The sequence below is a fragment of the Brachybacterium ginsengisoli genome, from assembly GCF_002407065.1.
Classification (GTDB): Bacteria; Actinomycetota; Actinomycetes; order Actinomycetales; family Dermabacteraceae; genus Brachybacterium; species Brachybacterium ginsengisoli.
The window spans coordinates 1815321-1840533 of sequence record NZ_CP023564.1; the positions used below are offsets into that span (position 1 = coordinate 1815321).

The window sequence follows — 25213 nt, forward strand, 5'->3', positions numbered from 1 at the left end:
CGGGCTGTTGCATACTGACCACGCCCGTCCAGCCCCGAGGAGTTGTCGTGAGCCCACGCCGTGACCGTCCGTCGACGGATGCCCCGCGCGACGGTGCCCGCAAGCCCTACACGCGTCCCAGCAGCGCGCACCGCAGCGCGCGGGAGAAGCTCTCGAAGCGGCTCTCCGCGGGGGATCCGCGCAGCGAGCAGGATCCGCAGCGCCGGATCCCGGTGGGGCTGTCCACCTCCTCGGTCTTCCCGGCGGGGGTCGAGGAGGGCTTCCGCCTCGCGAGCGAGATCGGGTTCGACGGGATGGAGGTGATGGTCTCCTATCCCCAGGACAGCCGGGACCCCGCGATCCTGCGCGAGTACTCCGAGCGCTACGAGCTGCCGATCCTCTCGCTCCACGCGCCCACGCTGTTCTTCCTGCAGGGGCTGTGGGGTCGGGACGCCTGGGTGAAGATCGAGCGGACCATCGAGATCGCCAAGGAGCTCGAGGTCCCCACGATCGTGGCCCATCCGCCGTTCCGCTGGCAGGGGAGGTACGCGACCGGCTTCGTCGAGGGCGTGGCGGCGCTCGAGGAGGAGCACGGCATCGCGATCGCCGTGGAGAACATGTACCCGTGGCGGCTGGGCGTGCGGGAGCTGCTGAACTACCTGCCCGACCACGATCCGACCGACGAGGACTACGCCCACGTCACCGTCGACCTCTCCCATGCCGCGACCGCGGGCGACGACGCGCTGGAGATGATCGAACGGCTCGGCGACCGGCTGACCCACCTGCATCTGGCCGACGGCTCCGGGAGGACCACCAAGGACGAGCACCTGCCGCCCGGCGAGGGGAACCAGCCCTGCGCCGAGGTGCTGCGGCGGCTCGCCAACCGCGGCTGGGAGGGCTCGGTCCTGCTCGAGGTCACCACCAGCGGCAACGCCGAGATCCGGGAGCGTACCCTCCGCCAGAGCCTCGACTTCGCCCGCCACCACCTGGGCCACCATCTCGAGAACGACGCAGACGGGGGAGCAGACGGGGGAGACGGGGGAGACGTGGGATCCACCACCCCGTGAGGGACTCCCCAGGCGCGGGTGGGACAATGACGACCGCATGCGCAGGGTCCCCGCGGCCCTCATGCGACGACGACATCCACACGGAACGACGAGGTAGCGCACGCTGATGGGGAACGGGAACACAGGGATCGTCCACAGGAACACCAGCCTGCTCGCGGTCGAGATGAGCCTCCCGCAGGTCACGGTGACCTCCGATGAGATCGACGAGATGCTCTCCCCGGCGCGCAAGCGCCTGCGGCTGCCCAAGGGCGTGCTCCAGCGCGTCGCCGGGGTCTACGAGCGCCGCTGGTGGCGCGACCGCGACAACGGCTGGAAGCAGGGCGTGGTGCTCGCCGCCGAGCGCGCCATGGCCAAGGCCGGCATCATGCGCGACCAGGTGGGCCTGCTGATCAACGCCTCGGTGTCCCGCCAGCACCTCGAGCCGGCGGTGTCCACGGGCATCCACCACTCCCTGGGCATGCCGCCCAGCTGCATGAACTTCGACATCACCAACGCCTGCCTCGGCTTCGTCAACGCGATGACGATGGCGGCGAGCATGATCGACTCCGGGCAGATCAAGTACGCCCTGGTCGTCGGCGCGGAGGACGTCGAGGAGGTCCAGCGCGGCACCATCGACCGCCTGAACTCCAAGACCTCGACCCGCGCGGACTTCAACAACCAGTTCGCCTCCCTGACCCTCGGCTCCGGCGCCGCGGCCGCCGTGCTCGGCCCGGCCGACGTGCACCCCGAGGGCCACCGCCTGAAGCACACCCAGGCCCGTGCGGGCACGGAGCATCACGAGCTGTGCGTCGCGGACATGCAGGACATGCGCACCGACTCCGCGGGGCTGCTCGAGAACGGCATCCAGCTCATCCTCGACACCTGGAAGGGGGCCAACGAGGCCGGATTCGACTTCAAGAACCTCGACGTGGTCATCCCGCACCAGGTCTCCTCGGTGTACATCCGCAACTTCTCGAAGATCACCGGCGTGGGGATGGACCGTATCCCGGTCACCCTCGCGGACTGGGGCAACGTCGCCGCGGAGGCGGTGCCGATGACCCTCGCGCACGCCCAGAACGACATCTCCCGCGGGCAGCGCGTGCTGCTCATGGGAGTCGGCTCCGGACTGAACACGGCGATGATGGAGGTCGAGTGGTGAGCACCACCCGCAGCACCGGGCGCCGTCGGGCGTCCACCCCCGACGCGATCGAGATCCCGGAGCAGCCCGGCGTGGACCCGCGGCTGCACCGCAGCCTCGAGGTGCGCGACCACACGGGCGAGCCCCGCCGCTGGCACCTGCTGGACTCCGGTCCGCTGCTGGCCGAGCGCGGCATCACGCCGCGCGGCACCCTGCTGGCCGTGCACGGCAACCCGACCTACTCCTTCCTGTTCCGCTCCCTGGTGCGCGAGGACATCCCCTGGCGGCTGATCGCGGTCGACCAGCTCGAGATGGGCTACTCCGAGCGCACCGGGCTCAAGCGCCGCTACCAGGACCGCATCACCGACCTCTCGCTGCTCACGGACGCGCTGTCCCTGCGCGGCCCGGTGGTCACCGTCGGCCACGACTGGGGCGGCCTGATCTCCGCCGGCTGGGCGCTGGACAACCGCCACGACCTGGCCGGGATGATCCTGACCAACACCGGCGTGCACCAGAAGCTCGAGGAGGCCCTGCCGAAGGCCCTCCAGCTCGCGACCGCCCCCTGGTTCCGCACCCCCTCGACCTCGGTGACCGACACCTTCCTGCGCACCACGATCGCTCTGTCGAAGCCGGCGCTGCCGCGCGAGGTCCAGGACGCCTACCTCGCGCCGTACCGCGGCCGCTCCCGCCGCCTGGGCATCGATCAGTTCGTCGCCGACATCCCCGCCGCCGCGGACCACCCCTCGCGCACCACGCTGGAGCGGGTGGCCCAGGGCATCACGGAGCTCGAGGTCCCCACGCTGTTCGCCTGGGGCCCGCGGGACATCACCTTCTCGGACCGCTTCCTGCGCGATCTCATCCAGCGCGTCCCGCACGCGGACGTCCACCGCTTCGAAGGAGCCTCCCACCTGGTGTGGGAGGACGCCGACGTGGCCGGGCTGGTCGCCGAGTGGCTCGAGACCACCTTCGGCACCGCCGAGGAGCCCCGCAGCGCGGCACCGGCCTGGGCGCCGGTCTCCTCCTTCGCCGAGCCCGCGCCGGAGCGGCCGATCGGGGCGCGCATCGCGGAGCTCGCCGCCGACCCCCGTCACGCCCACCGACCGGCGGTCGTCGAGCTCGCCGGCCCGGACGGCGAGCCGCGGGAGATCTCCTGGTCCCTGCTCGACCGCCGTGTCGACGACATCGCCGCCGGGCTCCTCGCCCACGGCGTCCATCCCGGTGACCGGGTCAGCCTGCTGATCACCCCGGGCGCCGACCTGACCGGCGTCCTCTACGCCTGCTTCCGGATCGGCGCGGTCGCCGTGGTCGCCGACGCGGGCCTCGGCACCGCCGGGCTGACCCGCGCGGTCATCGGCTCCCATCCGGACTGGTTCATCGGCATCAAGCGCGCGCTCGTCGGCGCGCGGGCCCTGGGCTGGCCGGGTCGACGGATCTCCGTCGAGCAGCTGCCCACCGTGGACCGCGCGGCCCTGGGCGTGGAGACCTCCATCGCCGAGCTCGCCCGCTCCGGCGGGATGATGCGCGAGCTGGGGGCGCCGCTGAACGCCGCCTGGCCCGATCCCGATGCGGATGCCGCGATCCTGTTCACCTCCGGATCGACCGGCCCCGCCAAGGGCGCGGTGCTCACCCACCGCCAGCTGGGCGCGATGTTCGCCGCGGTGGGGGACACCCTCGACCTGGCGCCCGAGCGCGGGCTGGTCGCCGGCTTCGCCACCTTCGCCCTGCTGGGCCCGGCGCTCGGTGCGCCGACCGTGGTGCCCGACATGGACATCATGCGACCCGGCGAGCTGACCGCTCCGGCGCTGGCCGCGGCGATCGCGGCCCTCGGCCGACCGGCCGTGTTCACCGCTCCGGCCGCGCTGCGGAACATCATCGACACCGCCGATCAGCTCGACGACGCCGGACGCGCCGCGATGGCCGGCGCGGAGAGCTTCTTCTCCGCCGGGGCCCCGATCCCCGCGCACCTGCTGCGCGAGCTGCGCGACCTCATGCCCGACGCCCGGGCGCTGACCCCGTACGGCATGACCGAGTGCCTGGCCGTGGCCGCGATCGACCTCGACGGCATCGACGCCGCCGGCGAGGGCTCCGGCGTCTGCGTCGGCCGCCCGGTGCCGCGGGTCGAGATCGCGATCGCGATCATGGACGAGCACGGCATCACTACGGGGGAGATCACCGAGGAGCCCGGCGCGACCGGCGAGATCCTCGTGCGCGCACCCCACGTCCGCGACCGCTACCTGATGCTGTGGCGCACCACCCGCACGTCCATGCGCTTCGAGGGCTGGCACGCCACGGGCGATGTGGGCCATCTCGATGCCGAGGGTCGGCTGTGGGTCGAGGGCCGGGCGGAGCACGTCCTGTCCACGGCCGACGGCCTGTTCACTCCGGTCCGGATCGAGGAGGCCGCGGAGTCCGTGCCCACCGTGCGCCGTGCCGGTGCCGCGGCCGTCGGCCCTCGCGGCACCCAGCAGGTGGTGGTGATCCTCGAGACCGAGGACGGCTACCGCCCCGGCGCCGCCGGTCGCCCCCGCCCCACCGAGCCCTCCCTGCAGGAGGCCGTGCGCCGCGCGGTCCGGGACAGCTCCGGCGCGGAGGTGGTCGCGGTGTTCACCACCCGTGCCCTGCCCACCGACATCCGCCACAACTCGAAGATCGATCGCGCGGCCCTGTCCCGCTGGTCCGCGCAGACCCTCGCGGGCGAACGGGCGGACTCCCTGTGAGCGCCCCGACGATCCTGGTCACCGGCGCCTCCGGCATGCTCGGCGGCGCGGTCGCGACCGTGCTCCGGGACCGCGGCGCCACGGTCCGCGCCTTCCAGCGCCGACCGGCCGGGATCGACGGGGTCGAGGACATCACCGGTTCGCTGACGGACGCCGCCGACGTGCGGCGTGCGGTGACCGGAGCCGACGCCGTCATCCATCTCGCGGCCAAGGTCTCGATCTCCGGACCGGAGCACGAGTACCGGGCGATCAACATCGAGGGCACCCGCCACGTGGTCGACGCCCTGCGCGCCCAGGGCGGGGGAGCGCTCGTGAACGTCTCCTCGCCGTCGGTCGCCCACCTCGGTCGGGCGATCGTCGGGGCCGATGCGACCCCCGCGGATCCCTCGATGGCCCGCGGTCCGTACGCGCGCACCAAGGCCGCGGCCGAGCTGCTGGCCATGGAGGCCGACGGCACGGACGGGCTGCAGGTCACGTCCGTGCGACCGCATGTGGTGTGGGGCCCGGGGGACACCCAGCTGGTGGGCCGGATCGTGGATCGTGCGAGCCGCGGACGGCTCCCGCTGCTGGACGACGGCATGGCGCTGATCGACACCACCTACGTGGACAACGCCGCGGAGGCGATCGTCGCCGCAGCCGATCGGATCCATGAGGTCCACGGCGAGAGCTTCGTGGTCTCCAACGGTGAGCCCCGCACGGTGCGCGACGTCTTCGCCGGCTGGTGCGCGGCGGCCGGCGTCCCGGCACCGACCCTGCGGGTCCCGGGCGCGGCGGCCCGCTTCGCCGGCCGGCTGATCGAGCGTGTCTGGGAGAAGCGCCCCGGGCACGACGAGCCGCCGATGACCGAGTTCCTCGCCGAGCAGATGTCCACCGCGCACTGGTTCGACCAGCGACGCACCCGGGAGCGCCTGCAGTGGACGCCCCAGGTCAGCCTCGACGAGGGCAACGAGCGCCTCGCCGAGTGGTTCCGAGAGCATCCTGTCCTCTGAGTCCCGATCCGGACCATGGGTCCACCGCACGGAAGAGCACGGTCAACGCATGAACGAGAATCCCCCCGCCGGCACCGCGGGCACGGCCCCCGAGGACGACGCGACCCTGCTGGCAGAGATCGACGCCGAGCTGGCCGCGGAGCGCACCAGCCGCCCCCGTGCCGGACAGCGGCTCGTGGGCCTCGTGCTGCTGATCGGCGGGCTCATCGGCTGGCTCTCCTCGCTCGAGCTCCAGTCCGGCAAGGAGATCCTGCTCGCCGACCCGGGCGCGACGCTGTCCTGCGACGTGAACCCGCTGATCTCCTGCGGCAACGTCATGATGACCTGGCAGTCCTCGGCGCTGGGGATCCCGAACATGGCGATCGGGCTGGCCGGCTTCGCCATCATGGGCGCGATCGGCGCGCTGATGATCTCCGGCACGCAGCTGCCCACCTGGTTCCGCTGGGCACAGCTGGGGGGCATGACGTTCGCCGTCGGGTACGTGCACTTCCTGGCGATCTCGACGATCTTCTTCATCCGCGCCCTGTGCCCCTGGTGCATGGTGATCTGGAGCGTCACCGCCCCGATGTTCTTCGCCTCGCTCGCCCGCGCCGTCGAGAACGGGGATCTGCGCCCGCCGGCGCCGGTGGCGTCCCTGCTGCGGCGCTGGGTGGTGCTGACGCTGCTGTGGTACCTGCTGGTGATGGTGGTGATCGCCCTGGTGTTCCGTCGGCAGTGGCTGCTGATGCTGGGCCTCGGCTGACCGTTCCTCCCCAGAGCATGCTCGTCCCCACGGCGCAGCCACTCGTGGCGATCGGCGCCGGGCCCGTCCTAGGTTCGCGGGCATGGGAGCAGAGACGGGAACCGATCAGTCGCGGCGCGGCCGGTCCGGGCGGCACCGGCGGAGGCCCGGTGCGCTGATCGAGCGCCGGGACCACTCACCGACCCGGCCGTCCCGGTCCCTCCCCGCCCCCTCGCCCTCGGCCCTGGTGGGGCTCGCCGTCCTGGTGCTGATCGGGTTCGGCGTGGTGCATCTGTCCGGCTCGGGATCAGCGGTCCCACTGGAGGACGCGCCGACGGTGCAGCAGCCCTCGCCGGGCGACGAGAGCGGATCGCCGACCGCCGGTGCCGCCCGGGCGGACTCCTCGACAGGGGAGGCGGGGACCGACGACGGTCCGTCCTCCGCGGGCTCCGCCCCGTCCGCGGCAGCCGGGGACGGTGAGCAGGACACCGAGGCCGCGGAGATCGTCGTCCACGTCTCCGGAGCGGTCGCCGCTCCCGGGCTCGTCCGGCTGCCGCCCGGCTCTCGGATCGACGATGCGCTGCGCGCCGCCGGCGGCGCCCTGGAGGACGCGGACCTCTCCGCGATCAACCTCGCCCGCCCCCTCGTCGACGGCGAGCAGATCCATGTTCCCGTCCCGGGCGAGGAGCCGCGGCCGGACGCCGCCGCGGCGCCCGCGCAGGAGGGTGCGGCCGCAGGGAGCACCGGCCCCGGAGACGCGGCGCGGATCGACCTGAACACCGCGAACGCCGCCGAGCTCGAGGAGCTGCCGGGAGTGGGTCCGGCGATCGCGGAGCGGATCGTCGAGCACCGTGAGCGGAACGGCCCCTTCACCTCCGTGGAGGGCCTGCTGGAGGTCTCCGGGATAGGCCCGGCCACGCTCGAGGAGATCCGCGAGCAGGCGACGGTATGACCCGCGCCGACCTGCGCCTGCTGCCGGCCGCGACCTGCGTGTGGGCTCTCGCGGTGCTCGGCATCACCGCCGGGGCCGCGGCGGCCGTGGCCGGCGGGGCCGTCCTGGTCGCCCTCGCGCTGACCGCGGTCACGCTCCTCGGCCCCTCGGGCACGGGGCGGAGCATCCTCGCCCACCTCTGGATCCTGGTCCTGGCCGGTGCGCTGCTGTTCCCCGCGCTGCAGCGCCACGCCGGCACCGACGAGGCGCTGCGCAGCGCCGAGGAGCAGGGACTCGTCCTCGAGCTCACCGTGGTCGCGTCCGCGGACCCCGCTCCTCCCGGCAGCGGGCCGGACTGGGCCCGTGGCGGTCAGCAGCTGCGTGCGCGGACGGTCCGCGGCCCGGTCCGGATGGGCCGGGAGGAGGTGGCCCTGCCGGCGTCCCTGCCCGTCCTGGTGACCGCCGACGGGCGGAGCGCGACGGACCTGGCGAGGGTCCGGGACGGCGAGAGGGTGCTGCTGCGCGGGCGCGTCAGCGTCAGCGGCTCGCTCGTGATCCTGCGGGCCCTCGAGGTCCGACCGGTCGCCTCGACCGGTCCTGCGGGCCGGGCCCTGGCCGCACGCCACGCCCTGCGCCACCAGGCGCGGCAGGCCACCTCGCACCTGCCCGCCGACGAAGCCGCCCTGGTCCGGGGCATGACCACCGGCGACACCCGGGGGATGGGGGAGGAGACCGAGGAGATCATGCGCCGCGCCGGGATCTCGCACCTCGTCGCGGTCTCGGGCGCGAACATCGCGCTCGTCCTCCTGGCGGTGCTGGGACCGCTGCTGCTGATCGGGGTGCGGCGTCGACCCCGGCTCGCGATCGCCGCCGGCGTCGTGGCCGCCTATGTCTGGCTGGTGGGTGACGAGCCCAGCGTGCAGCGGGCGGCGACGATGGCCGCCCCGCTGCTGGCGGCGCGCTTCGCCGGGGTGCGGGCGTCCCCGGTCGCCGCCCTGGCCCTCACGGTGGCGCTGTGGTCGGTGCTCGACCCCGTCACCGCCGCGTCGGTCGGCTTCCTGCTCTCCGGGCTCGCCACCGGGGCGATCCTGCTGGCCGCACCGCCGCTGGCCACGGCGCTGGTGGAGCTCAGCAGCGAGCGGCTGCCGCGCCCGGCCGCCCTCGTGATCGCCGTCCCTCTGGTCGCACAGCTGGCCTGCACCCCGGTGCTGATCCTGCTGACCCCGGAGGTGTCGATCTGGGCGGTGCCCGTGAACATGCTGGTGGCTCCGCTGGTGGGACCTTCCACGGTGATCGGGCTCCTGGCGGTGGTGGTCGGGGCCGTGTGGCCCGCCGCGGCGGCGATGCTGTGGACGCTCTCGGCGGGCGGCGCCCACCTGGTGCTCCTGATCGCTCGCACGGCGGATGCCCTTCCCGGGTCGCGGATCGCCGTCCCCGAGGGGACGCCCGGTGTGCTGCTCGTGCTCGCGGTGCTGCTCGTCCTCACCACCGTCGTGGCGCTGCGGCGGTCGACCCTGGTGCGCTGGGTGGCGGCGGCGGTCCTGGTGGCCGCGCTGGCCCCCGGGGCAGGCCGTCTCCTCCCTCTCGGCACGGGAGGGGACTGGACGCTGGCCCTGTGCGCCGTCGGCCAGGGCGACGCCCTCCTGCTGCGATCGAGCACCGATCCGGAATCCTCCACGGTGCTCATCGACACCGGCCCCGATCCTGCCGCGCTGAGGCAGTGCTTGGACCGTCTGCAGGTGACGGGCATCGACCTGCTCGTGCTCACCCATCCCCACAGCGACCACACCGGGGGCCTGGCCGCGCTGACCGGCGGGCGCTCACCGGCTCTGCAGTGGATATGCCCGCTGCCGGAGGCCGGACGGGACCGGGTCCCCGAGGTGCAGACGCTCGTCGCGACCACGGGGGAGACCTGGCAGGCCCCGGGCCTCGCCGTGCGGGCGCTGTGGCCCGGCTCGGCCGAGGACGCCCGGCTCGCGAGCGCGGCCGAGCACGGATCGGGGGAGGGCGACGCCGCGAACGACTGCTCGATCGCCGTCGAGGTGCTCTGGGAGGACGGCACCCGACTGGTCTCCCTCGGGGACCTCGAGCCCGCCGCCCAGGAGGAGCTGACCGCGCTCGGCCCCGGGGATGCGGACATCGTCAAGGTCGCCCATCACGGCTCGCGCTTCCAGCACGCCCCGCTGTACCACCAGCTCGACCCCGAGCTCGCCCTCGTGCCGGTCGGCCGCGAGAACACCTTCGGCCACCCGACCGCCGAGGCGCTCGGCCTGGTCCAGGGCCTCGGCGCCCAGGTGCTGCGCACCGATGTGCACGGCACCGTCATCCTCCCCGCCGGGAGCGACCCGGCGCCGCGCAGCGTCGGCCCGGCCCGATAGGATCGACCAGTCCGCCCAGCAGTGAGGAGTCCCCGTGAGCGATGTCGAGTGGCACAGCGTCGCCCTCGCACCGATCGTCCTGATCCACGGCACCGAGACCCTGATCGCCGATCGCGCCGTCCAGCGACTGCGCGGCCTCGCCCGCGAGGCGGATCCCACGGTGGAGATCCATGACCTCTCCGGGGACGCCGCCGGCCCCGGCGCTCTCGCCCAGGTGGCGAGCCCGTCGCTGTTCGGCGAGCCCCGCTTCGTGGTGGTCCCCGAGCTGCAGTCCGCGCCCGATGCCCTGGTGATCGAGCTGCTGGACTATCTGCGGTCCCCGGAGCAGGACGTCACCCTGGTGCTCGTGCACCGCGGCGGCAACCGGGGCAAGAAGCTCCTGGACGCCCTCAAGAAGGCCGATGTCCCGCGCGTCGATGCGAGCCCCGTCAAGCGCGCCTCCGACAAGCAGACCTTCGTGGCCGCCGAGTTCGCCCGAGCCCAGCGCCGCATCCAGCCGGAGGCGCTGATCGCCCTGGTCGACGCCTTCGGCACCGATCTCGCGGAGCTCGCCGCGATCAGCAGCCAGCTCATCGAGGACACCACCCCCGATCCCGGCGAGCAACCTGCCCAGGTCACCGTCGCCGAGGTCCACGCCCTCACCGCGGGGCGCGTGGAGTCGACCGCCTTCGCCGTGGCGGACGCCGCCATCGCCGGGCGTGAGCAGGATGCGCTGCAGCTGCTCCAGCAGGCGCAGCTCGCCGGAGCCGATCCGGTCCCGATCGTCGCCGCGATCGCCTCCAAGATGCGGTCCCTGGCGAAGGTCTCCGCGCCCGGTGCCACCCCTCGCAGCCTCGGCATGCCCGACTGGATGCTCCGCAACCTCAGCCGCGAGGCCCGCCACTGGAACGATCGTTCCCTCGCCAGGGCGATCGAGGCGGTCGCACGCGCCGATCACGAGGTCAAGGGTGCGGGCCGCGACCCGCAGTGGTCCGTGCAGCGCATGGTCATGGGCATCTGCCGCGCACGTCGCGCACAGTGACGAGGGCCTGACGGCGCAGCTCCCCGTCATGCTCCCAGGGCCCGGGGACGCAGGAACGCCCGGTGCGGTTCATTCCGCACCGGGCGTTCCCGGGTCCCGACGGATCGGGGTGACAGCCTCAGCTGCCGGAGGTCACTTGGTGACGGCCGCGACCAGCTTGGCGAGACCGGACTTGCGGTTCGCGGCCTGGTTCTGGTGGATGACGCCCTTGGAGACGGCCTTGTCCAGCTTGCGGGACACGCTCTTGAGAGCCTCGCCCGCCACGTCGGCGTCGCCGGTGGAGACGGCGGCCTTCACCTTGCGGGTGTAGGTCTTGAGCTCGGACTTGACGGCACGGTTGCGCAGACGCGCCTTCTCGTTCGTCTTGTTCCGCTTGATCTGGGACTTGATGTTTGCCACGAAGACTCTTCTCTTGTGCTGCTGCTGCGGTGGATCATCCGTGACGGCCGAGGAACGGAGCCGACGGGGACGGCGGTGGGGACTCGCCTGGAGACGTCGGTACCGGGTCGCTGCCACGGGTACTCGCCCGGGTCGCACGAATCGTCGCCCCTGACACGGCGGGACCACGTCATGCGCACACCGAACGGTATGTCACACATACGGTGCAGGACTTTACCAGAGCAGGGGCCCCGTCCCGCACCGGATGTGCGCCGTGTCTCCTGCGGGGCAGGAGGCGCAGGACGCGTCCCGTCGGCCGGTGTCGCTCCAGGTCAGCCTCGGCGACGGGGGAGGTTCACCAGCCGTGCACGTCCGTGACGGCGGCGGCGACCCGATCGTAGCGCTCGCGGTCCAGGCGTCCGCCCTCGCGGCGCACCGCCGCCGGGGCGAGGCGCAGCAGCCGGTCCGCGCGGACCTCGGAGGGGCGGCCCCTGCTGTCCCAGTCCCCGGAGCCGATGTCGACCCAGGTCGATCCGTGCTCGTCGGTCGCGACCGTGCCGTCCGCGGTGCGGTCGCGGGAGGTGAGCATGAGGGCGATGAGCACCGGGCCGGAGCCGTCGGAGCCGCCGCGGCCGGCGTCCTCCTCGGCGATCACCAGCACGGGACGGTCCTTGCCGCGGGAGATGTCCTCCTCGAAGGGCACCCAGGCCCAGACGATCTCGCCGGGATCGGGCCGATCGTCGTCGCGCGGGGCGTAGGTGAGGGAGAGGGCGGAGGAGCCGCGCCGGTCGGCGAGGGCCTGGGCGCCCTCCCCGTCGGCGGGTCCTCCGGAGGCGCCGGAGCGCTCCGGTCGACCGGACTCCGATCCTCCGCGGCGCTGCTCCTCGATCGAGCGGACGGCCGCCCGTGTGAGATCGCGGGCTCCGCGCCGCACGGCGGGGGAACGGGCTGCTGAACGGAGGAGGGAGGTGAGACGGGAGACCAGCGACATGGTGCTCGCTTCCTGGGCGCTTCGCGCCGCGAGGGGGCGGGGGGTGGTGTGAGAATGGTAGGCATGTCTGCCACCTCGCTGTTCCACAGCGCCCGCACCGGAGCCGCAGGCGACGAGATGTTCGCGCCCGACGGCACCCTGCGGCCCACGTACCGCGCCCTGCACGACGCGCTGGCCGGCCTCGGGCTCGAGGAGTTCCGAGCCCGCTCGGAGTCGCTGGCCCGCAGCTACCTCGACCAGGGCATCACCTTCGACCATGCGGGCGAGGAGAGGCCCTTCCCGATCGATGCGATCCCGCGGGTGATCGAGGCCGAGGAGTGGGCCCACGTCTCCGCCGGCATCTCCCAGCGGGTGCGGGCGCTCGAGCGCTTCCTCGACGATCTCTACAACGACCAGTCGGCGATCGCCGACGGCGTGATCCCCGCCGAGCTCGTCACCTCGTCCACGTACGTGGTCGAGGAGATGCGCGGCTACACGCCGCCCGGTGGGGTGCGGATCCACATCTCCGGGATCGACCTGGTGCGCGATGGCGCCGGGGACCTCCGGGTGCTGGAGGACAACGTGCGCACCCCGAGCGGCGTCAGCTACGTCCTGTCCAACCGGCGTGCCATGGCGCAGGCCTTCCCGGAGCTCTTCTCCGACCGGCCGGTGCGCCGGGTGGGCGAGTACCCGGGCCGGCTGCTCGCCGCCCTGCAGGCCGCCGCGCCGGACATCCCGGACGAGGAGGCCACGGTGGTGGTCCTCACCCCGGGCCGCTACAACAGCGCCTATTACGAGCACTCCCTGCTGGCGCGCACGATGGGCGTGGACCTCGTCGAGGCCTCGGACCTCGTAGAGCGCAACGAGCGCATCTACATGCGCACCACCTCCGGGCTGCGGCGGGTCGACGTCATCTACAAGCGCACCGACGACGACTTCATCGACCCCGAGGTGTTCCGGCCCGACTCGATGCTCGGCGTGCCCGGGCTGGTCCGGGCGGTGCTCGCCCGCAACGTGGTGGTCGCCAACGGGATCGGCAACGGGATCGGGGACGACAAGCTCACCTACACCTACGTGCCCGACCTGATCCGGTACTACCTCTCCGAGGAGCCGATCCTCCCCAACGTCGACACCTGGCGACTGGAGGACCCCGAGTCACGCACCGAGGTGCTGGACCGCCTTGAGGAGCTCGTGGTCAAGCCGGTCGACGGCTCCGGGGGCAAGGGCATCGTCATCGGTCCCGCCGCGACGACCGAGGAGCTCGACGCGCTCCGCGCCCGCCTGCAGGAGGACCCGCGCGGCTGGATCGCCCAGCCGGTGGTGCAGCTCTCCACGATCCCGACCCTGGTCGAGGAGGGGCCCGAGCCCCGGCATGTGGACCTGCGCCCCTTCGCGCTCAACAGCGGGGACGAGGTCTGGGTGCTGCCCGGCGGGCTCACCCGCGTCGCCCTCCCGCGCGGAGAGATGATCGTGAACTCCTCGCGCGGTGGGGGATCCAAGGACACCTGGGTTCTCGCCGCGGAGCGCACCGCCGAGACCGGGCCGGCCGCCGCCTCGCAGGCGCAGGAGAGCCGGGACGAGGGGATCGAGGATCCCACCGACGACAGCTACGACGAGTTCGAGGACGTGCGCGAGGAGCAGATCGAAGAGCGCGAGCGCGAGCCCGATCCGGTCACCTCCGCGATCCCGATCATCGACGTCGAGGAGGCCCACCATGATGCTCAGTAGGATCGCCGATGCGATGTTCTGGATCGGTCGGTACGTCGAGCGGGCGGACCAGACCGCCCGCATCCTCGACGTCACGCTCCAGTCGATCACCGAGGACACCCCCGAGGACCTCACCGCGGCCTGCTCCTCGGTGTACCAGGTCTTCGGTGTCGATCAGGTGCCCCTCGAGGACTGCACGGTGCAGCGCGTGCTGGACCGCCTGGTCACCGATCGCATGAATCCCTCGTCGGTGGCCGGAGCGTTGCTGACCGCCCGCGAGAACGCCCGAGGGGTGCGCGAGGCGCTCTCGACCGAGGTGTGGGAGTCGCTGAACACCACCTCGCTCGGTCTGCCGCGCGGGGTGCGCCCGTCCCGGATGCACGGCGCCTTCCAGTTCGCCAAGGACCGCTGCGCGGTCGTGAACGGACTGGTGGACTCCTCGATGACGCGTGACGAGGCCTGGCTGTTCCTGCGGATCGGCCAGCTGCTCGAGCGGGTCGACATGCTGGCGCGCAACCTCCAGGACCATGACCTGGAGGACCCCTCGTCCTCGACGACGGTCATGCTGCTGCGGTCGTGCAGCGCCCATGAGGCCTACATCCGCTCCTATCGCGGCCGGGTCCGTTCCGCCCGGGCGATCGAGTTCCTGCTCCTGGACTCGATCTTCCCCCGCTCCGCCGTGCACTGCCTCGGCGAGCTCGACGAGGCGCTCGAGACCCTCGCCAAGCTGCACGGCAACAGCTTCGACCGCCTCGGCGCCTCGGAGCCGGCCCGTCGGATCGTGGGCCGCGCCCTGGCCAGCCTGCGCTTCCGCTCGCTGGACGACATCATGGACGGCTTCGACGAGGAGATGGAGCAGCTGCAGCTGGTCACCGGCGCCGTCACCCGGGCGATGGGCACCACCTACTTCCACCCGGCGAGCTGATCCGGCCGTGGGCGGAAGCGGGTCGGAGCCAGTCCTGCTGGGCCCGCCGATGCGCGGGCGGCTGCAGGCCCGCCACAGCCCGGCCGACCGCGTCCCCAGCCACGGCACGGAACTGTTCGCGACCGCCCGGGCGCTCGACCTGGTGCCGGTCGACGAACGGGGCTGCAGCGCCCCGCTGTCGCTCTCCTCGCTGCTGCGCCCCGAGGGGCCGGAGGCCTTCGTCGGCTTCGGCCGCGAGGTGCTCAGCCCCGTGGAGGGGACCGTCGTCCGGGTGCACGACGGGGAGGCGGACCATCCCGCGTCGCGCGGAGTCCCGTCGGTGGGCTACGCCCTCACCCAGCGGAGTCGGCTCTCGCAGGGCTGGTCGGCGCTGGCCGGGAACCACCTGATCCTGCGCATCGCGCACGACGGCGGCCAGGTCCATCTGGCCCTCTGCCACCTCCAGAGGGGGAGCATCGTGGTGCGCCCGGCTCAGACGGTGCGCGCCGGCGACCTTGTCGCCCGCTGCGGGAACTCGGGCAACAGCACCGAGCCCCATCTCCACCTCCAGGTGATGACCACCGCCGATCCGACGACGGCACGGGCGGTGCCCTTCGACCTGCCCGGCGGCATGCCGCGCAACGGCCAGATCGTCACCCTCTGACCACGGCCCGGACCGCACTGGTCACACAAGTACGTAACTTGTACGATAAGTAGGTCACGTCCGCCCGACGAAGGACCGCCATGCCCTCCATCACCGCAGCGCCCGACACCATCCGTCGCCTCACGCTCTCGACCCTGACCCTTCCGCTGGCCACGCCCATCTCCGACGCCAAGGTCTTCACGGGCCGCCAGCGCCCGATGACCGAGGTCGTCTTCCTCTTCGCAGAGATCATCACCGCCCAGGGGCACGAGGGGATCGGGTTCAGCTACTCCAAGCGCGCCGGCGGCCCGGCCCAGTACGCCCACGCCAAGGACGTCGCAGCCGCGGTGATCGGAGAGGACCCGAGCGACATCGCCAAGCTGAACCTCAAGCTGTTCTGGGCGGGCGCCTCCGTCGGCCGCTCCGGCGTCGCGACCCAGGCCCTCGCGGCGATCGACATCGCGCTGTGGGACCTCAAGGCGCGACGAGCCGGCCTGCCGCTGGCGAAGCTGCTGGGCGCGCACCGGGACAGCGTGCGCACCTACGACACCTCCGGAGGCTTCCTGCACGCCTCGGTCCCGGAGATCCGCGAGCGCGCCGACCGCTCTCTCGCCGACGGGATCGGCGGCATCAAGATCAAGGTGGGCCTGCCCGACGGCGCGGAGGACCTGCGCCGCGTCGACGCCATCCGCGCCCACCTCGGGGACGACGTCCCCCTCATGGTCGACGCCAACCAGCAGTGGGATCGCCGCACCGCCCTGCGCATGGGACGCCGCCTGGAGCAGTACGACCTCGAATGGATCGAGGAGCCCCTGGACGCGGAGGACGCCGAGGGGCACGCCGCGCTCGCCCGCGCCCTGGACACCCCGATCGCCACCGGCGAGATGCTCGCCTCCGTGCGCGAGCACGAGCGGCTCATCGATGCCCGCGCCTGCGACATCATCCAGCCCGACGCCCCGCGAGTCGGCGGCATCACCCCGTTCCTGCGCCTGGCGGCGCTGGCCGACCACGCGGGCCTGGACCTCGCCCCGCACTTCGCGATGGAGATCCACCTCCACCTCGCCGCTGCTTACCCCCGGGAGACCTGGGTGGAGCACTTCGACTGGCTCGACCCGTTGTTCGAGGAGTCGCTCGAGACGCGCGACGGGCGGATGCTGGTCCCACAGCGTCCCGGCCTCGGGATCACCCTCACCGAGCAGGCCCGCGCCTGGACCACCGACTCCGTCACCGTCGGGGCCGACTGAGCATGGCCGCCCATCGCACCGAGGAGCTCGTCGCCGTGCTGCGCCGAGCCGTCGTCGAGGGACGGATCGCGCCCGGGGAGAAGCTGCCCAGCGAGAACGAGCTGATCGCCGCGCACGGGGTGAGCCGCACCGTCGTCCGGGAGGCGATCACCGCGCTGCGCGCCGAGGGCCTGGTCCGCACCCGGCGCGGAGCGGGCAGCTACGTCCTCACCCCTCCGGCCGAGCCCAGCGCCGGCTGGCCCGGGCGCCCCGTGCGCACCCTCAAGGAGCGTCAGTCGCTGCTCGAGCTGCGCACCGGGATCGAGGCCGAGGCGGCCGGGCTCGCCGCGTCCCGGCGAGCACCGGAGGACCTCGCCGCGATGCGTGACGCGCTCGAGTCCTTCCGCTCCGCGTCCGACGGCCCCGCCGCGGCCCTCGCGCAGGACTTCGCCTTCCACCGCGCCGTCGCGGCCGCCTCCGCGAACCCGTACCTGCTCGAGCTCATCGATGCCCTGGGCCCGGTCATGATCGCGATGCCGCGCCGGCGCCTGGAGAGCGGATCCGGCTCCTCCGAGGGGGACGGCTCCGCCCTGCTCGCCGCCGCCCACCACGAGCACGCGGCGGTGCTGACGGCGATCGAGGAGGGAGACGCCCGGACGGCCGCGTCGGCCATGCGCCTGCACCTCGCCGGCTCCCGCCGCAGGCTCGCCGACGGCGCGACCGGCCCCGGCGGTCACGAGAGCTGAGCAGCGCACCATGTGACCTCGGCCCAGGGCGCGGACGCCGGGGACGTGGAGGCGCGGCCCCCATGAGACGATGGGCCGATGCCCGGGCGCCGCTGCGCCCGACCACGGAACGATGAGAGGACGTATGCCGGTGAGCCCGAGGATCGCTGTCGATGAGGCCCGGGACATCCTGCCCGCGTCGACACCCCAGGATCGCCTGCGCAACTTCTGCATCATCGCGCACATCGACCACGGCAAGTCGACCCTGGCCGACCGGATGCTGCAGATCACCGGGATCGTCGAGGAGCGCGCGATGCGCGCCCAGTACCTCGACCGGATGGACATCGAGCGCGAGCGCGGCATCACCGTGAAGTCGCAGGCCGTGCGCATGCCGTGGCAGGTCGACGGCGTCAACTACGCCCTGAACATGATCGACACCCCTGGCCACGTCGACTTCACCTACGAGGTCTCCCGCTCGCTGGCCGCCTGCGAGGGCGCGATCCTCCTGGTCGACGCGGCCCAGGGCATCGAGGCGCAGACGCTCGCGAACCTGTACCTCGCGATGGAGAACGACCTCGCCATCATCCCGGTGCTCAACAAGATCGACCTCCCGGGCGCCGAGCCCGAGAAGTACGCCGCCGAGATCGGCCAGCTGGTGGGCGTGGACCCGGACGACGTGCTCCGTGTCTCCGGCAAGACCGGCGTGGGCGTGCCCGAGCTGCTCGACCACGTGGTGCGGACCCTGCCCTCGCCCCAGGGCGAGCCGGATGCCCCCTGCCGCGCGATGATCTTCGACTCCGTCTACGACACCTACCGCGGCGTGGTCACCTACATCCGCGTGGTCGACGGCTCGCTCAAGGCCCGCGACCGCATCGACATGATGTCCACCGGCGCGCACCACGAGCTGCTCGAGATCGGCGTGAGCTCGCCCGAGCCGCACCCCACCCAGGGCATCGGCCCCGGCGAGGTGGGCTACCTGATCACCGGCGTGAAGGACGTCCGCCAGTCCAAGGTCGGCGACACCATCACCACCTCCGTGCGCGGGGCGACGGAGGCCCTCGAGGGCTACTCCGATCCCAAGCCGATGGTCTACTCCGGCCTGTTCCCGATCGACGGCTCGGACTACCCGGTGCTGCGCGACGCCCTGGACAAGCTCAAGCTCAACGACGCCGCCCTGAACTACGAGCCGGAGACCTCGACCGCCCTCGGCTTCGGCTTCCGTGTGGGCTTCCTGGGCCTGCTGCACCTGGAGATCATCCGCGAGCGGCTCGAGCGCGAGTTCGACCTCGACCTGATCTCCACCGCCCCCAGCGTCGTCTACCAGGTGACGATGGAGGACGGCACCGAGGTCGAGGTCCTGAACCCCTCCGACTTCCCGGTCGGCAAGGTCAACGAGATCAGCGAGCCGGTCACCAAGGCCACGATCCTCGTGCCCAGCGAGTTCATCGGCGCCGTCATGGAGCTGTGCCAGTCAAAGCGCGGCAACCTCGGCGGCATGGACTACCTCAGCGAGGACCGCGTCGAGCTGCGCTACACCCTGCCGCTGGCAGAGATCGTCTTCGACTTCTTCGACCAGCTGAAGTCCAAGACCCGCGGCTACGCCTCGCTGGACTACGACGTCTCCGGCTCCCAGGTCGCCGATCTGGTCAAGGTCGACATGCTGCTCCAGGGCGAGCCGGTGGACGCGTTCAGCGCCATCGTGCACCGCGACAAGGCCTACAACTACGGCGTCGAGATGGCCGGGAAGCTCAAGAAGCTCATCCCGCGCCAGCAGTTCGAGGTGCCGATCCAGGCTGCGATCGGCGCGCGCATCATCGCTCGCGAGAACATCCGCGCCATGCGCAAGGACGTGCTGTCCAAGTGCTACGGCGGCGACATCTCCCGCAAGCGCAAGCTGCTCGAGAAGCAGAAGGAGGGCAAGAAGCGCATGAAGAACATCGGCTCCGTCGAGGTTCCTCAGGAGGCGTTCATCGCCGCGCTCTCCTCCGACGAGGGCGACATGCCCAAGGACTCCAAGAAGAAGTGACCACCGGACGGGGCGGGCGCGCACCGGCGCCCGCCGACCCGTCCCTCCGCCGAGGAGGCGCTGCGAGATGACCGCACCGAGCACCCTCGAGGTGATGATGGACCCCGGCGCTTCCGGCCGCATCGCGGCGGTGTGCACCGTCGCCCAGCTGTTCCCGGTCGCCGCGAGCGGCCTGATGAGCGGCATCGACAAGCGGCCGACGGACTCGCCCGCGCGGCTCCTCACCCATGGCGTGCTCGGCGACGTCCAGGGCGACCGCGAGCACCACGGCGGCGTCTTCAAGGCCGTCTACGCCTACTCCCGGGAGGTCCGCGAGGCCTTCGCGACCGAGACCGGCAAGGAGCTGCCCGACGGCGCCTTCGGCGAGAACCTGGTCACCACCGGGCAGGACACCGACGAGGCCGTCATCGGGGAGCGCTGGCGCGTGGGCACGGCGGAGATCGAGGCGACCTGCCCCCGCAACCCCTGCGGCACCTTCGCCGCGTGGATCGGGGACCGTCGATGGGGGAGGACCTTCACCGCCCAGGGCCGTGCGGGCGCCTACTTCCGAGTGCTCGCCGAGGGGGAGGTCAGCGCCGGGGATGCGATCGAGGTGCTCGAGCGCCCCGCGCACGGCGTCACGATCGGGGACGCCTTCCGCGGGCTGAGCGCCGCGCAGGCCAGGGAGCTCCTCGACTGGGCGGAGGGGAGCGCCACCGTGCTGTACGAGACCCTCGTGCAGTCGGCGGAGACCGTGCTGGCCCGGGCCGGGGACCCTGTGCGGCTCCCGCAGCGGCTGCGCTCCACGGGGCGTGGCCTGGGACTGGGGATGGGTCTGTGACCGCGGTCGATGCGGGCTCGACGGGCCGTGACCTCTCGGTCTACATCCATGTCCCGTTCTGTGCGGTGCGCTGCGGGTACTGCGACTTCAACACCTACACCGCGACCGAGCTCGGCGGCGGCGGCTCGCAGGCCGAGTACCCGGCCAACGCGATGCGGGAGATGGACCTGACCCTCGCCCGCGACCGCGCGGAGGGCTACGAGTACCAGCAGGTCTCCACCGTCTTCTTCGGCGGCGGAACCCCCACCCTGCTGCCGGCCGACGACCTCGTCGCGATGCTCGGCCATCTGCGCACCCTGCTGCCGCTCGCCGCGGACGCCGAGGTCACCACCGAGGCGAACCCGGACTCCGTCACCCGAGCCTCGCTGTCCCGGCTCGCCGACGGCGGGATCACCCGGGTCTCCTTCGGCATGCAGTCCGCGGTGCCCTCGGTGCTGGCCACCCTGGACCGCACCCACGACCCCGAGAAGGTGCCGCAGGCGGTCAGCTGGGCCAAGGAGGCCGGGCTCGACGTGAGCCTCGACCTCATCTACGGCACCCCGGGGGAGACCCTCGCGGATGTCGAGACCTCGGTGAGATCGGCTCTGGCCTGCGGAGTCGACCACCTCTCCGCCTATTCGCTGATCATCGAGGGCAACACGGCGATGGCCCGGCAGCTGCGACGCGGCGAGCTGGAGGCCCCCGATCCCGACGACATGGCCGACAAGTACGAGCTGGTCGACGATCTCGCGAGCGCCGACGGGCTGTCCTGGTACGAGGTCTCCAACTGGGCCCGCACCCCGGAGCAGCGCTCCCGCCACAACCTCGCCTACTGGCGCGGCACGGACTGGTGGGGGATCGGCCCCGGCGCGCACCGGCACCGCGACGGACTGCGCTCCTGGAACGTGAAGCACCCCAGCCGCTATGCCCGGATGCTCGCCGAGGGGGAGATGCCGGTCGCGGACTCCGAGCATGTCGCGGCGGAGGACCGCCTCGTCGAGCGGATCATGCTCGAGCTGCGCATCGCCGACGGACTCCCGATCGACGTCATCCCCGAACAGCAGCGGGGGATGCTCGCCGTGCATCGCGAGCGCGGTCACCTCGAGCCCGAGGCCCTCGACGAGGGCCGGGCGGTGCTGACGCGCAGCGGCCGTCTGCTCGCCGATGCCGTGATCCGGGATCTGGTGCCCTGACCTCCCCGCGGTGCACACTGAGGCGATGAGCGCCGCTGCGAAGCCCACGACCGTCCCGGAGTACCACGCCGCCCTCGAGGGTCCGGCGGCCGAGCTGATGGGTCGCCTGCGGGCACTGATCCGCGAGGAGCTGCCGGAGAGCACCGAGGAGCTGAAGTGGGGAGCCCCGGCGGCGGTGCATCCCAGCGGCATGATCCTGCTGATCTGCAGCGCGCACCGTGCGCATGCGAACGTCACGGTCACCCCCAGCACCCGCGAGGCCTTCGCCGAGGAGCTCTCTGACTTCGAGACCGGGAAGGGGAGCGTGAAGCTGCCCTACGGGGACCCGCTGCCGGAGGACCTGCTGCGCCGCATGATCGCCCACCGTCTGCGCGAGTACGAGGCCGACGGCGTCACCTGGATGTGAGCATCGACGAGCCCCCGGGAACCTCAGGGTCCCGGGGGCTCGTCGATGCCGTTCGGCGCCTGCGCGGATCACTCCGCCGGGCGGATCACTTCACCGGTCAGATCACTTCACCAGTCAGATCACTTCACCAGGCGGATGTTGAAGGGGTAGGCCCAGTACTCGCCCTGGTTCGCCTTGACCGCACCGATGATCGAGAACACCAGCTGCAGCAGCGCCGGCACCCCGACCAGCGGGAACAGGACGGAGGCGATGCCGAAGGTGAAGATCGTCAGGATCGAGAACACGATGGTGAGCACGATCTGGGCGATCAGCACCGCGATGGCCCCGTTGAGCGCCTCGGCGGCGTGGAAGCGCACGTAGCGGTCGCGGTCCTTGTACATGAGGAAGACGACCAGCGGGCCGATCCAGCCGAGGAAGCCCCAGCTGACCACGTGGCCCACGGCCACCGCGGCCTGGGCGATGGTCGCCCAGAGGCGGGAGTCGGAGCGGCTGACGGGCTGTCCGCTGAGCGGGCCGTCGTAGACGCCCGGCGTGCCGGCCGGAGGGATGTTCTCACCGTCGGCGGCGGGCGCGCCGTAGGGAGCCTGCTGGGCGTACCCGGACTGCGGGCCCTGCTGGGCCTGGGGACCCTGCTGGGCGTACTGGTTCTGCTGGTCGTACTGGCCCTGCTGGGTGTTCGGGGCCTGCTGGGCGCCCGGCGCTCCGTGCGCAGCGGCGAACGGATCATGCCCGCCGGCAGGCTGCTGCGGGGCGGGAGCCGCCTGCTCGGCCGACGGCTGCTGAGCGGGGGTGGCGTCGATGTCCAGCGGATCGCCGGCGGCGGCGTCGTAGGCGTAGGGATCGTGGGGGTGCTGGATCGGATCGGAGGCCGGCGCCTCTCGCGGGGACTCCTGCGACGGCTGCTGCGCGTCGGCGGGGCCACCGTTCTCGGAAGCGAACGGATCGTGGGGGTGCGGCGTCTGGCTCATGATTCCTTCTCGGTCACGGGCCGGCGGAGTACCGGCAGCGGGTCGATGCATCCAGCCTAGGGACTCCCGAGCGGACCGACAGCGTGGTGAACCGCCGCGTCGTGCGGGGGATAACCCCCACGCCTGCGGGTCCCGGGCGATGCGGGGCGCGCTCAGGCCTCGTCGACGGTCACGAAGTCGATGAGCTCCTCGATGCGTCCCGAGAGGGTGGGCTCGACATCCGCGTAGGAGCGCACCGTGGAGAGGATCCGCTTCCACCCCAGGCCGATGTCCGCCGTGTCGGCATGCGGCCAGCCGAGGGCGGCGAGCGATCCCACCTTGATGTCGGTCCCCTTGGGGATGTGGGGCCATGCGGTCAGCCCCACGCGGGCGGGCTTGACCGCCTGCCACACGTCCACGTACGGGTGGCCGAGCACGGTGACATTGCCGCGAGCGCCCGGAAGAGCCATGACCTCGGCCGCGATGCGGGACTCCTTGGACCCCTTCACGAGATGGTCCACCAGGATCCCCAGGCGGCGACCGGGGGAGGGGCCGAACTCTCGGACCCGCTCGGCGAGGTTGTCCGCGCCCTCGAGCTGCTCGACCACGATGCCCTCGATGCGGAGGTCGTGCCCCCAGACCTTCTGCACCAGCTCCGCATCGTGGGTGCCCTCCACCCAGATCCGGGAGGCGCGGGCTGTGCGGGCCTTCGCGCCCTGGACGTAGACGGAGCCGGAGGCGGAGCGCTGACGCACGGGACCCTTCGCGACGGCGGCGACCGGACGATGGAGCACCACCGGCTTCCCGTCGATCATGAAGCCGGGGCCGAGGGGGAAGGTGCGCCGCACGCCGCGACCGTCCTCGAGCTCGACCACGAGCTCGCCCGCGATCTTCTCGACACGGGTGATCGCCCCGGTGAAACCTGTGGACGCCTCCTCGACGACGAGGTCCCTGCTCGCCGGGACCTCCCGGGCGGCGGGTCGGCGACGATGATGGGCGGGCGGACCGGCGGACAGCACGTCGCGGCCGTACCGGTCGGGGAAGTCAGCAGGCACGCGCGACACCGTACACCCGTGGCGAACGCCTCTCGGCGCAGCACGCCGGAGCGGCGTACGATTGGCACTTGGCACGGCAGAGTGCCAGTCTGAGGGGACACGGATCGTGCGGTCCGCGGACCGCCACGATCCCCGGACCCGCCAGAGACCCGCAGGACCATGAGCCCGGCAGGCCCACCGGAGGGTGGGACCTCGAACGACGCAGCGCAGGAGGTGAGCGAGACGGACGCCCGCAAGCTCAACATCCTCGGCGCGATCGTCGAGGACTATGTCGCGACCCGCGAGCCCGTCGGCTCGAAGTCGCTGCTGGAGCGTCACGAGCTCGGCGTCTCCGCCGCGACCGTGCGCAACGACATGTCCTCCCTCGAGGAGGAGGGGCTGATCCATCAGCCCCACACCTCGGCCGGTCGCGTGCCCACCGACAAGGGCTATCGCACCTTCGTGGACCACGTGGCCACGATCAAGCCGCTGTCGGCCCCCGAGCGCCGGGCGATCCGCGCTCTGCTCGAGGACGCCGGCGACGTCGAGGACCTGCTGGCCCGCACCGTGCGGCTGCTCGCGCAGCTCACCCAGCAGGTCGCCATGGTCCAGTACCCCGCCCGTCGGCAGGCCAGGATCCGGCACGTCGAGCTGGTCAAGGTGGCGGACTCGCTGCTGCTGGTCGTGCTGATCCTCGAGTCCGGCCGCGTCGACCAGCGCACCGTCCCGGTGACCGCGGGCCGGCCGGCCGAGTACTACGTGGCGCTGCGCGACCATCTCAACCGCGTCGTCGCCGGCCGTGAGGTCACCGACCTCGCGGCACCGCTGGGCGAGTACCTCGAGTCCCTGCCTCCGGTGGAGCGTCCGGCGGTCGTCGAGGTCGCCGAGACGCTCGCTGCGCTGGCCGCCAGCCGCGCCGAGGACCGCATCATGATGGCCGGCACCTCGAACATCGCCCGCTCCGCGCAGGACTTCGCCCGCGATGTCGAACCGCTGCTGGACGTCCTCGAGGAGCAGCTGGTGCTGCTGCGGCTCTTCACCGAGATGCACGTGTCCCCGGGAGCCGTCGAGGTGCGCATCGGCTCCGAGCTCGAGGACCGGGCCCTGCACTCGACCTCGGTGGTCGGCGCCGGCTACGGCTCGGGATCCCATCTGGCGATCCTCGGCCCCCGCCGCATGGACTACGCCACCGGCATCTCCACCGTCCAGGCCATCGCCCGCTACGTCAGCCGCTATCTCGAATAGCAGCGCCGCGGACCGGACCGGTCCGCCCCGCGCCGCCTCACCCATCGCCCGCCGCCCGCCGCGGCCCGGCCACACCGACTCCCCGCGAAGGAA

22 protein-coding genes are annotated in these 25213 nt (G+C 72.4%); 18 read left to right on the forward strand and 4 right to left on the reverse strand.

The window, feature by feature from the left end; translation table 11 throughout:
• The first annotated feature begins 47 nt into the window (after window positions 1-47).
• From CFK41_RS08035 to holA, 8 genes are all read left to right on the forward strand, one after another.
• The gene (locus CFK41_RS08035) at window positions 48-1046 is read left to right on the forward strand and encodes a sugar phosphate isomerase/epimerase family protein (protein ID WP_096799185.1); all 999 of its coding nucleotides are present in this window, start codon (window positions 48-50) and stop codon (window positions 1044-1046) included.
• A gap of 106 nt (window positions 1047-1152) precedes the next feature.
• Window positions 1153-2184, forward strand: coding sequence for a 3-oxoacyl-ACP synthase III (locus CFK41_RS08040; RefSeq protein WP_096799186.1), 1032 nt, complete (start codon window positions 1153-1155; stop codon window positions 2182-2184).
• On the forward strand, window positions 2178-4880 hold the full coding sequence (locus CFK41_RS08045) for an alpha/beta fold hydrolase (protein WP_407641143.1): 2703 nt from the start codon (window positions 2178-2180) through the stop codon (window positions 4878-4880). The genes CFK41_RS08040 and CFK41_RS08045 overlap by 7 nt, the downstream gene beginning before the upstream one ends.
• Window positions 4877-5869, forward strand: a complete 993-nt coding sequence (locus CFK41_RS08050; protein ID WP_096799187.1) for an NAD-dependent epimerase/dehydratase family protein — start codon at window positions 4877-4879, stop codon at window positions 5867-5869. The genes CFK41_RS08045 and CFK41_RS08050 overlap by 4 nt, the downstream gene beginning before the upstream one ends.
• 49 nt (window positions 5870-5918) lie before the next feature.
• The gene (locus tag CFK41_RS08055) at window positions 5919-6611 is read left to right on the forward strand and encodes a vitamin K epoxide reductase family protein (protein WP_096799188.1); all 693 of its coding nucleotides are present in this window, start codon (window positions 5919-5921) and stop codon (window positions 6609-6611) included.
• 82 nt (window positions 6612-6693) lie between these two features.
• On the forward strand, window positions 6694-7542 hold the full coding sequence (locus CFK41_RS08060) for a ComEA family DNA-binding protein (RefSeq protein ID WP_096799189.1): 849 nt from the start codon (window positions 6694-6696) through the stop codon (window positions 7540-7542).
• Window positions 7539-9899, forward strand: coding sequence for a ComEC/Rec2 family competence protein (locus CFK41_RS08065; RefSeq protein ID WP_096799190.1), 2361 nt, complete (start codon window positions 7539-7541; stop codon window positions 9897-9899). Before CFK41_RS08060 ends, CFK41_RS08065 begins: the two co-directional genes overlap by 4 nt.
• A 34-nt stretch (window positions 9900-9933) precedes the next feature.
• Entirely contained in the window at window positions 9934-10920 is a 987-nt protein-coding gene (holA, locus tag CFK41_RS08070; RefSeq protein ID WP_096799191.1) for a DNA polymerase III subunit delta, read from the forward strand.
• 132 nt (window positions 10921-11052) lie between these two features.
• On the opposite strand, the gene rpsT is transcribed toward holA, so the two are convergent.
• Together rpsT and CFK41_RS08080 are read right to left on the reverse strand one after the other, a co-directional pair.
• Window positions 11053-11319, reverse strand: coding sequence for a 30S ribosomal protein S20 (gene rpsT / locus CFK41_RS08075; protein WP_096799192.1), 267 nt, complete (start codon window positions 11317-11319; stop codon window positions 11053-11055).
• Between the two features lie 334 nt (window positions 11320-11653).
• Window positions 11654-12289, reverse strand: a complete 636-nt coding sequence (locus CFK41_RS08080) for a type II toxin-antitoxin system PemK/MazF family toxin (protein WP_096799193.1) — start codon at window positions 12287-12289, stop codon at window positions 11654-11656.
• Between the two features lie 63 nt (window positions 12290-12352).
• Between CFK41_RS08080 and CFK41_RS08085 the strand changes: the two genes are divergently transcribed.
• The 9 genes from CFK41_RS08085 (at window position 12353) to CFK41_RS08125 (ending at window position 21894) form a co-directional block, all read left to right on the forward strand.
• Complete coding sequence (locus tag CFK41_RS08085) at window positions 12353-13996, forward strand: circularly permuted type 2 ATP-grasp protein (protein WP_174705964.1); 1644 nt, start codon at window positions 12353-12355, stop codon at window positions 13994-13996.
• Window positions 13983-14900 (forward strand): alpha-E domain-containing protein, encoded by a 918-nt coding sequence (locus tag CFK41_RS08090; protein WP_227873259.1) that lies wholly within the window; start codon window positions 13983-13985, stop codon window positions 14898-14900. The genes CFK41_RS08085 and CFK41_RS08090 overlap by 14 nt, the downstream gene beginning before the upstream one ends.
• A 49-nt stretch (window positions 14901-14949) precedes the next feature.
• Complete coding sequence (locus CFK41_RS08095) at window positions 14950-15543, forward strand: M23 family metallopeptidase (protein ID WP_096799195.1); 594 nt, start codon at window positions 14950-14952, stop codon at window positions 15541-15543.
• Window positions 15544-15623: 80 nt separating this feature from the next.
• Window positions 15624-16766 (forward strand): L-talarate/galactarate dehydratase, encoded by a 1143-nt coding sequence (locus CFK41_RS08100; RefSeq protein ID WP_096799196.1) that lies wholly within the window; start codon window positions 15624-15626, stop codon window positions 16764-16766.
• A 2-nt stretch (window positions 16767-16768) separates the two neighbouring features.
• Entirely contained in the window at window positions 16769-17491 is a 723-nt protein-coding gene (locus CFK41_RS08105) for a FadR/GntR family transcriptional regulator (protein WP_096799197.1), read from the forward strand.
• Window positions 17492-17615: 124 nt separating this feature from the next.
• Window positions 17616-19496, forward strand: coding sequence for a translation elongation factor 4 (lepA, locus tag CFK41_RS08110; protein WP_096799198.1), 1881 nt, complete (start codon window positions 17616-17618; stop codon window positions 19494-19496).
• Between the two features lie 67 nt (window positions 19497-19563).
• The gene (locus CFK41_RS08115) at window positions 19564-20316 is read left to right on the forward strand and encodes an MOSC domain-containing protein (protein WP_096799199.1); all 753 of its coding nucleotides are present in this window, start codon (window positions 19564-19566) and stop codon (window positions 20314-20316) included.
• Complete coding sequence (hemW, locus tag CFK41_RS08120) at window positions 20313-21488, forward strand: radical SAM family heme chaperone HemW (RefSeq protein WP_096799200.1); 1176 nt, start codon at window positions 20313-20315, stop codon at window positions 21486-21488. Before CFK41_RS08115 ends, hemW begins: the two co-directional genes overlap by 4 nt.
• A gap of 25 nt (window positions 21489-21513) precedes the next feature.
• The gene (locus tag CFK41_RS08125) at window positions 21514-21894 is read left to right on the forward strand and encodes an iron chaperone (protein ID WP_096799201.1); all 381 of its coding nucleotides are present in this window, start codon (window positions 21514-21516) and stop codon (window positions 21892-21894) included.
• 119 nt (window positions 21895-22013) lie between these two features.
• Here CFK41_RS08125 and CFK41_RS08130 read toward each other — a convergent pair whose 3' ends face one another.
• Both CFK41_RS08130 and CFK41_RS08135 read right to left on the reverse strand, forming a co-directional pair.
• Window positions 22014-22862, reverse strand: coding sequence for a DUF4870 domain-containing protein (locus tag CFK41_RS08130; RefSeq protein ID WP_096799202.1), 849 nt, complete (start codon window positions 22860-22862; stop codon window positions 22014-22016).
• A 152-nt stretch (window positions 22863-23014) separates the two neighbouring features.
• A complete protein-coding gene (locus CFK41_RS08135) occupies window positions 23015-23896 on the reverse strand; it encodes a DUF3097 domain-containing protein (RefSeq protein WP_096799203.1) in 882 nt (293 codons plus the stop codon).
• A gap of 213 nt (window positions 23897-24109) precedes the next feature.
• Between CFK41_RS08135 and hrcA the strand changes: the two genes are divergently transcribed.
• The gene (gene hrcA / locus CFK41_RS08140) at window positions 24110-25120 is read left to right on the forward strand and encodes a heat-inducible transcriptional repressor HrcA (RefSeq protein ID WP_096799204.1); all 1011 of its coding nucleotides are present in this window, start codon (window positions 24110-24112) and stop codon (window positions 25118-25120) included.
• Window positions 25121-25213: the final 93 nt, after the last annotated feature.

Coding starts and splice junctions, on each gene's coding strand:
- CFK41_RS08130 (WP_096799202.1), bottom strand. CDS start 22,862: ATGAGCCAGACGCCGCACCCCCACGATCCGTTCGCTTCCGAGAACGGT.
- CFK41_RS08080 (WP_096799193.1), bottom strand. CDS start 12,289: ATGTCGCTGGTCTCCCGTCTCACCTCCCTCCTCCGTTCAGCAGCCCGT.
- lepA (WP_096799198.1), top strand. CDS start 17,616: ATGCCGGTGAGCCCGAGGATCGCTGTCGATGAGGCCCGGGACATCCTG.
- CFK41_RS08095 (WP_096799195.1), top strand. CDS start 14,950: ATGCGCGGGCGGCTGCAGGCCCGCCACAGCCCGGCCGACCGCGTCCCC.
- CFK41_RS08105 (WP_096799197.1), top strand. CDS start 16,769: ATGGCCGCCCATCGCACCGAGGAGCTCGTCGCCGTGCTGCGCCGAGCC.
- CFK41_RS08055 (WP_096799188.1), top strand. CDS start 5,919: ATGAACGAGAATCCCCCCGCCGGCACCGCGGGCACGGCCCCCGAGGAC.
- CFK41_RS08100 (WP_096799196.1), top strand. CDS start 15,624: ATGCCCTCCATCACCGCAGCGCCCGACACCATCCGTCGCCTCACGCTC.
- CFK41_RS08065 (WP_096799190.1), top strand. CDS start 7,539: ATGACCCGCGCCGACCTGCGCCTGCTGCCGGCCGCGACCTGCGTGTGG.
- CFK41_RS08040 (WP_096799186.1), top strand. CDS start 1,153: ATGGGGAACGGGAACACAGGGATCGTCCACAGGAACACCAGCCTGCTC.
- CFK41_RS08060 (WP_096799189.1), top strand. CDS start 6,694: ATGGGAGCAGAGACGGGAACCGATCAGTCGCGGCGCGGCCGGTCCGGG.
- CFK41_RS08090 (WP_227873259.1), top strand. CDS start 13,983: ATGATGCTCAGTAGGATCGCCGATGCGATGTTCTGGATCGGTCGGTAC.
- CFK41_RS08125 (WP_096799201.1), top strand. CDS start 21,514: ATGAGCGCCGCTGCGAAGCCCACGACCGTCCCGGAGTACCACGCCGCC.
- CFK41_RS08085 (WP_174705964.1), top strand. CDS start 12,353: ATGTCTGCCACCTCGCTGTTCCACAGCGCCCGCACCGGAGCCGCAGGC.
- CFK41_RS08115 (WP_096799199.1), top strand. CDS start 19,564: ATGACCGCACCGAGCACCCTCGAGGTGATGATGGACCCCGGCGCTTCC.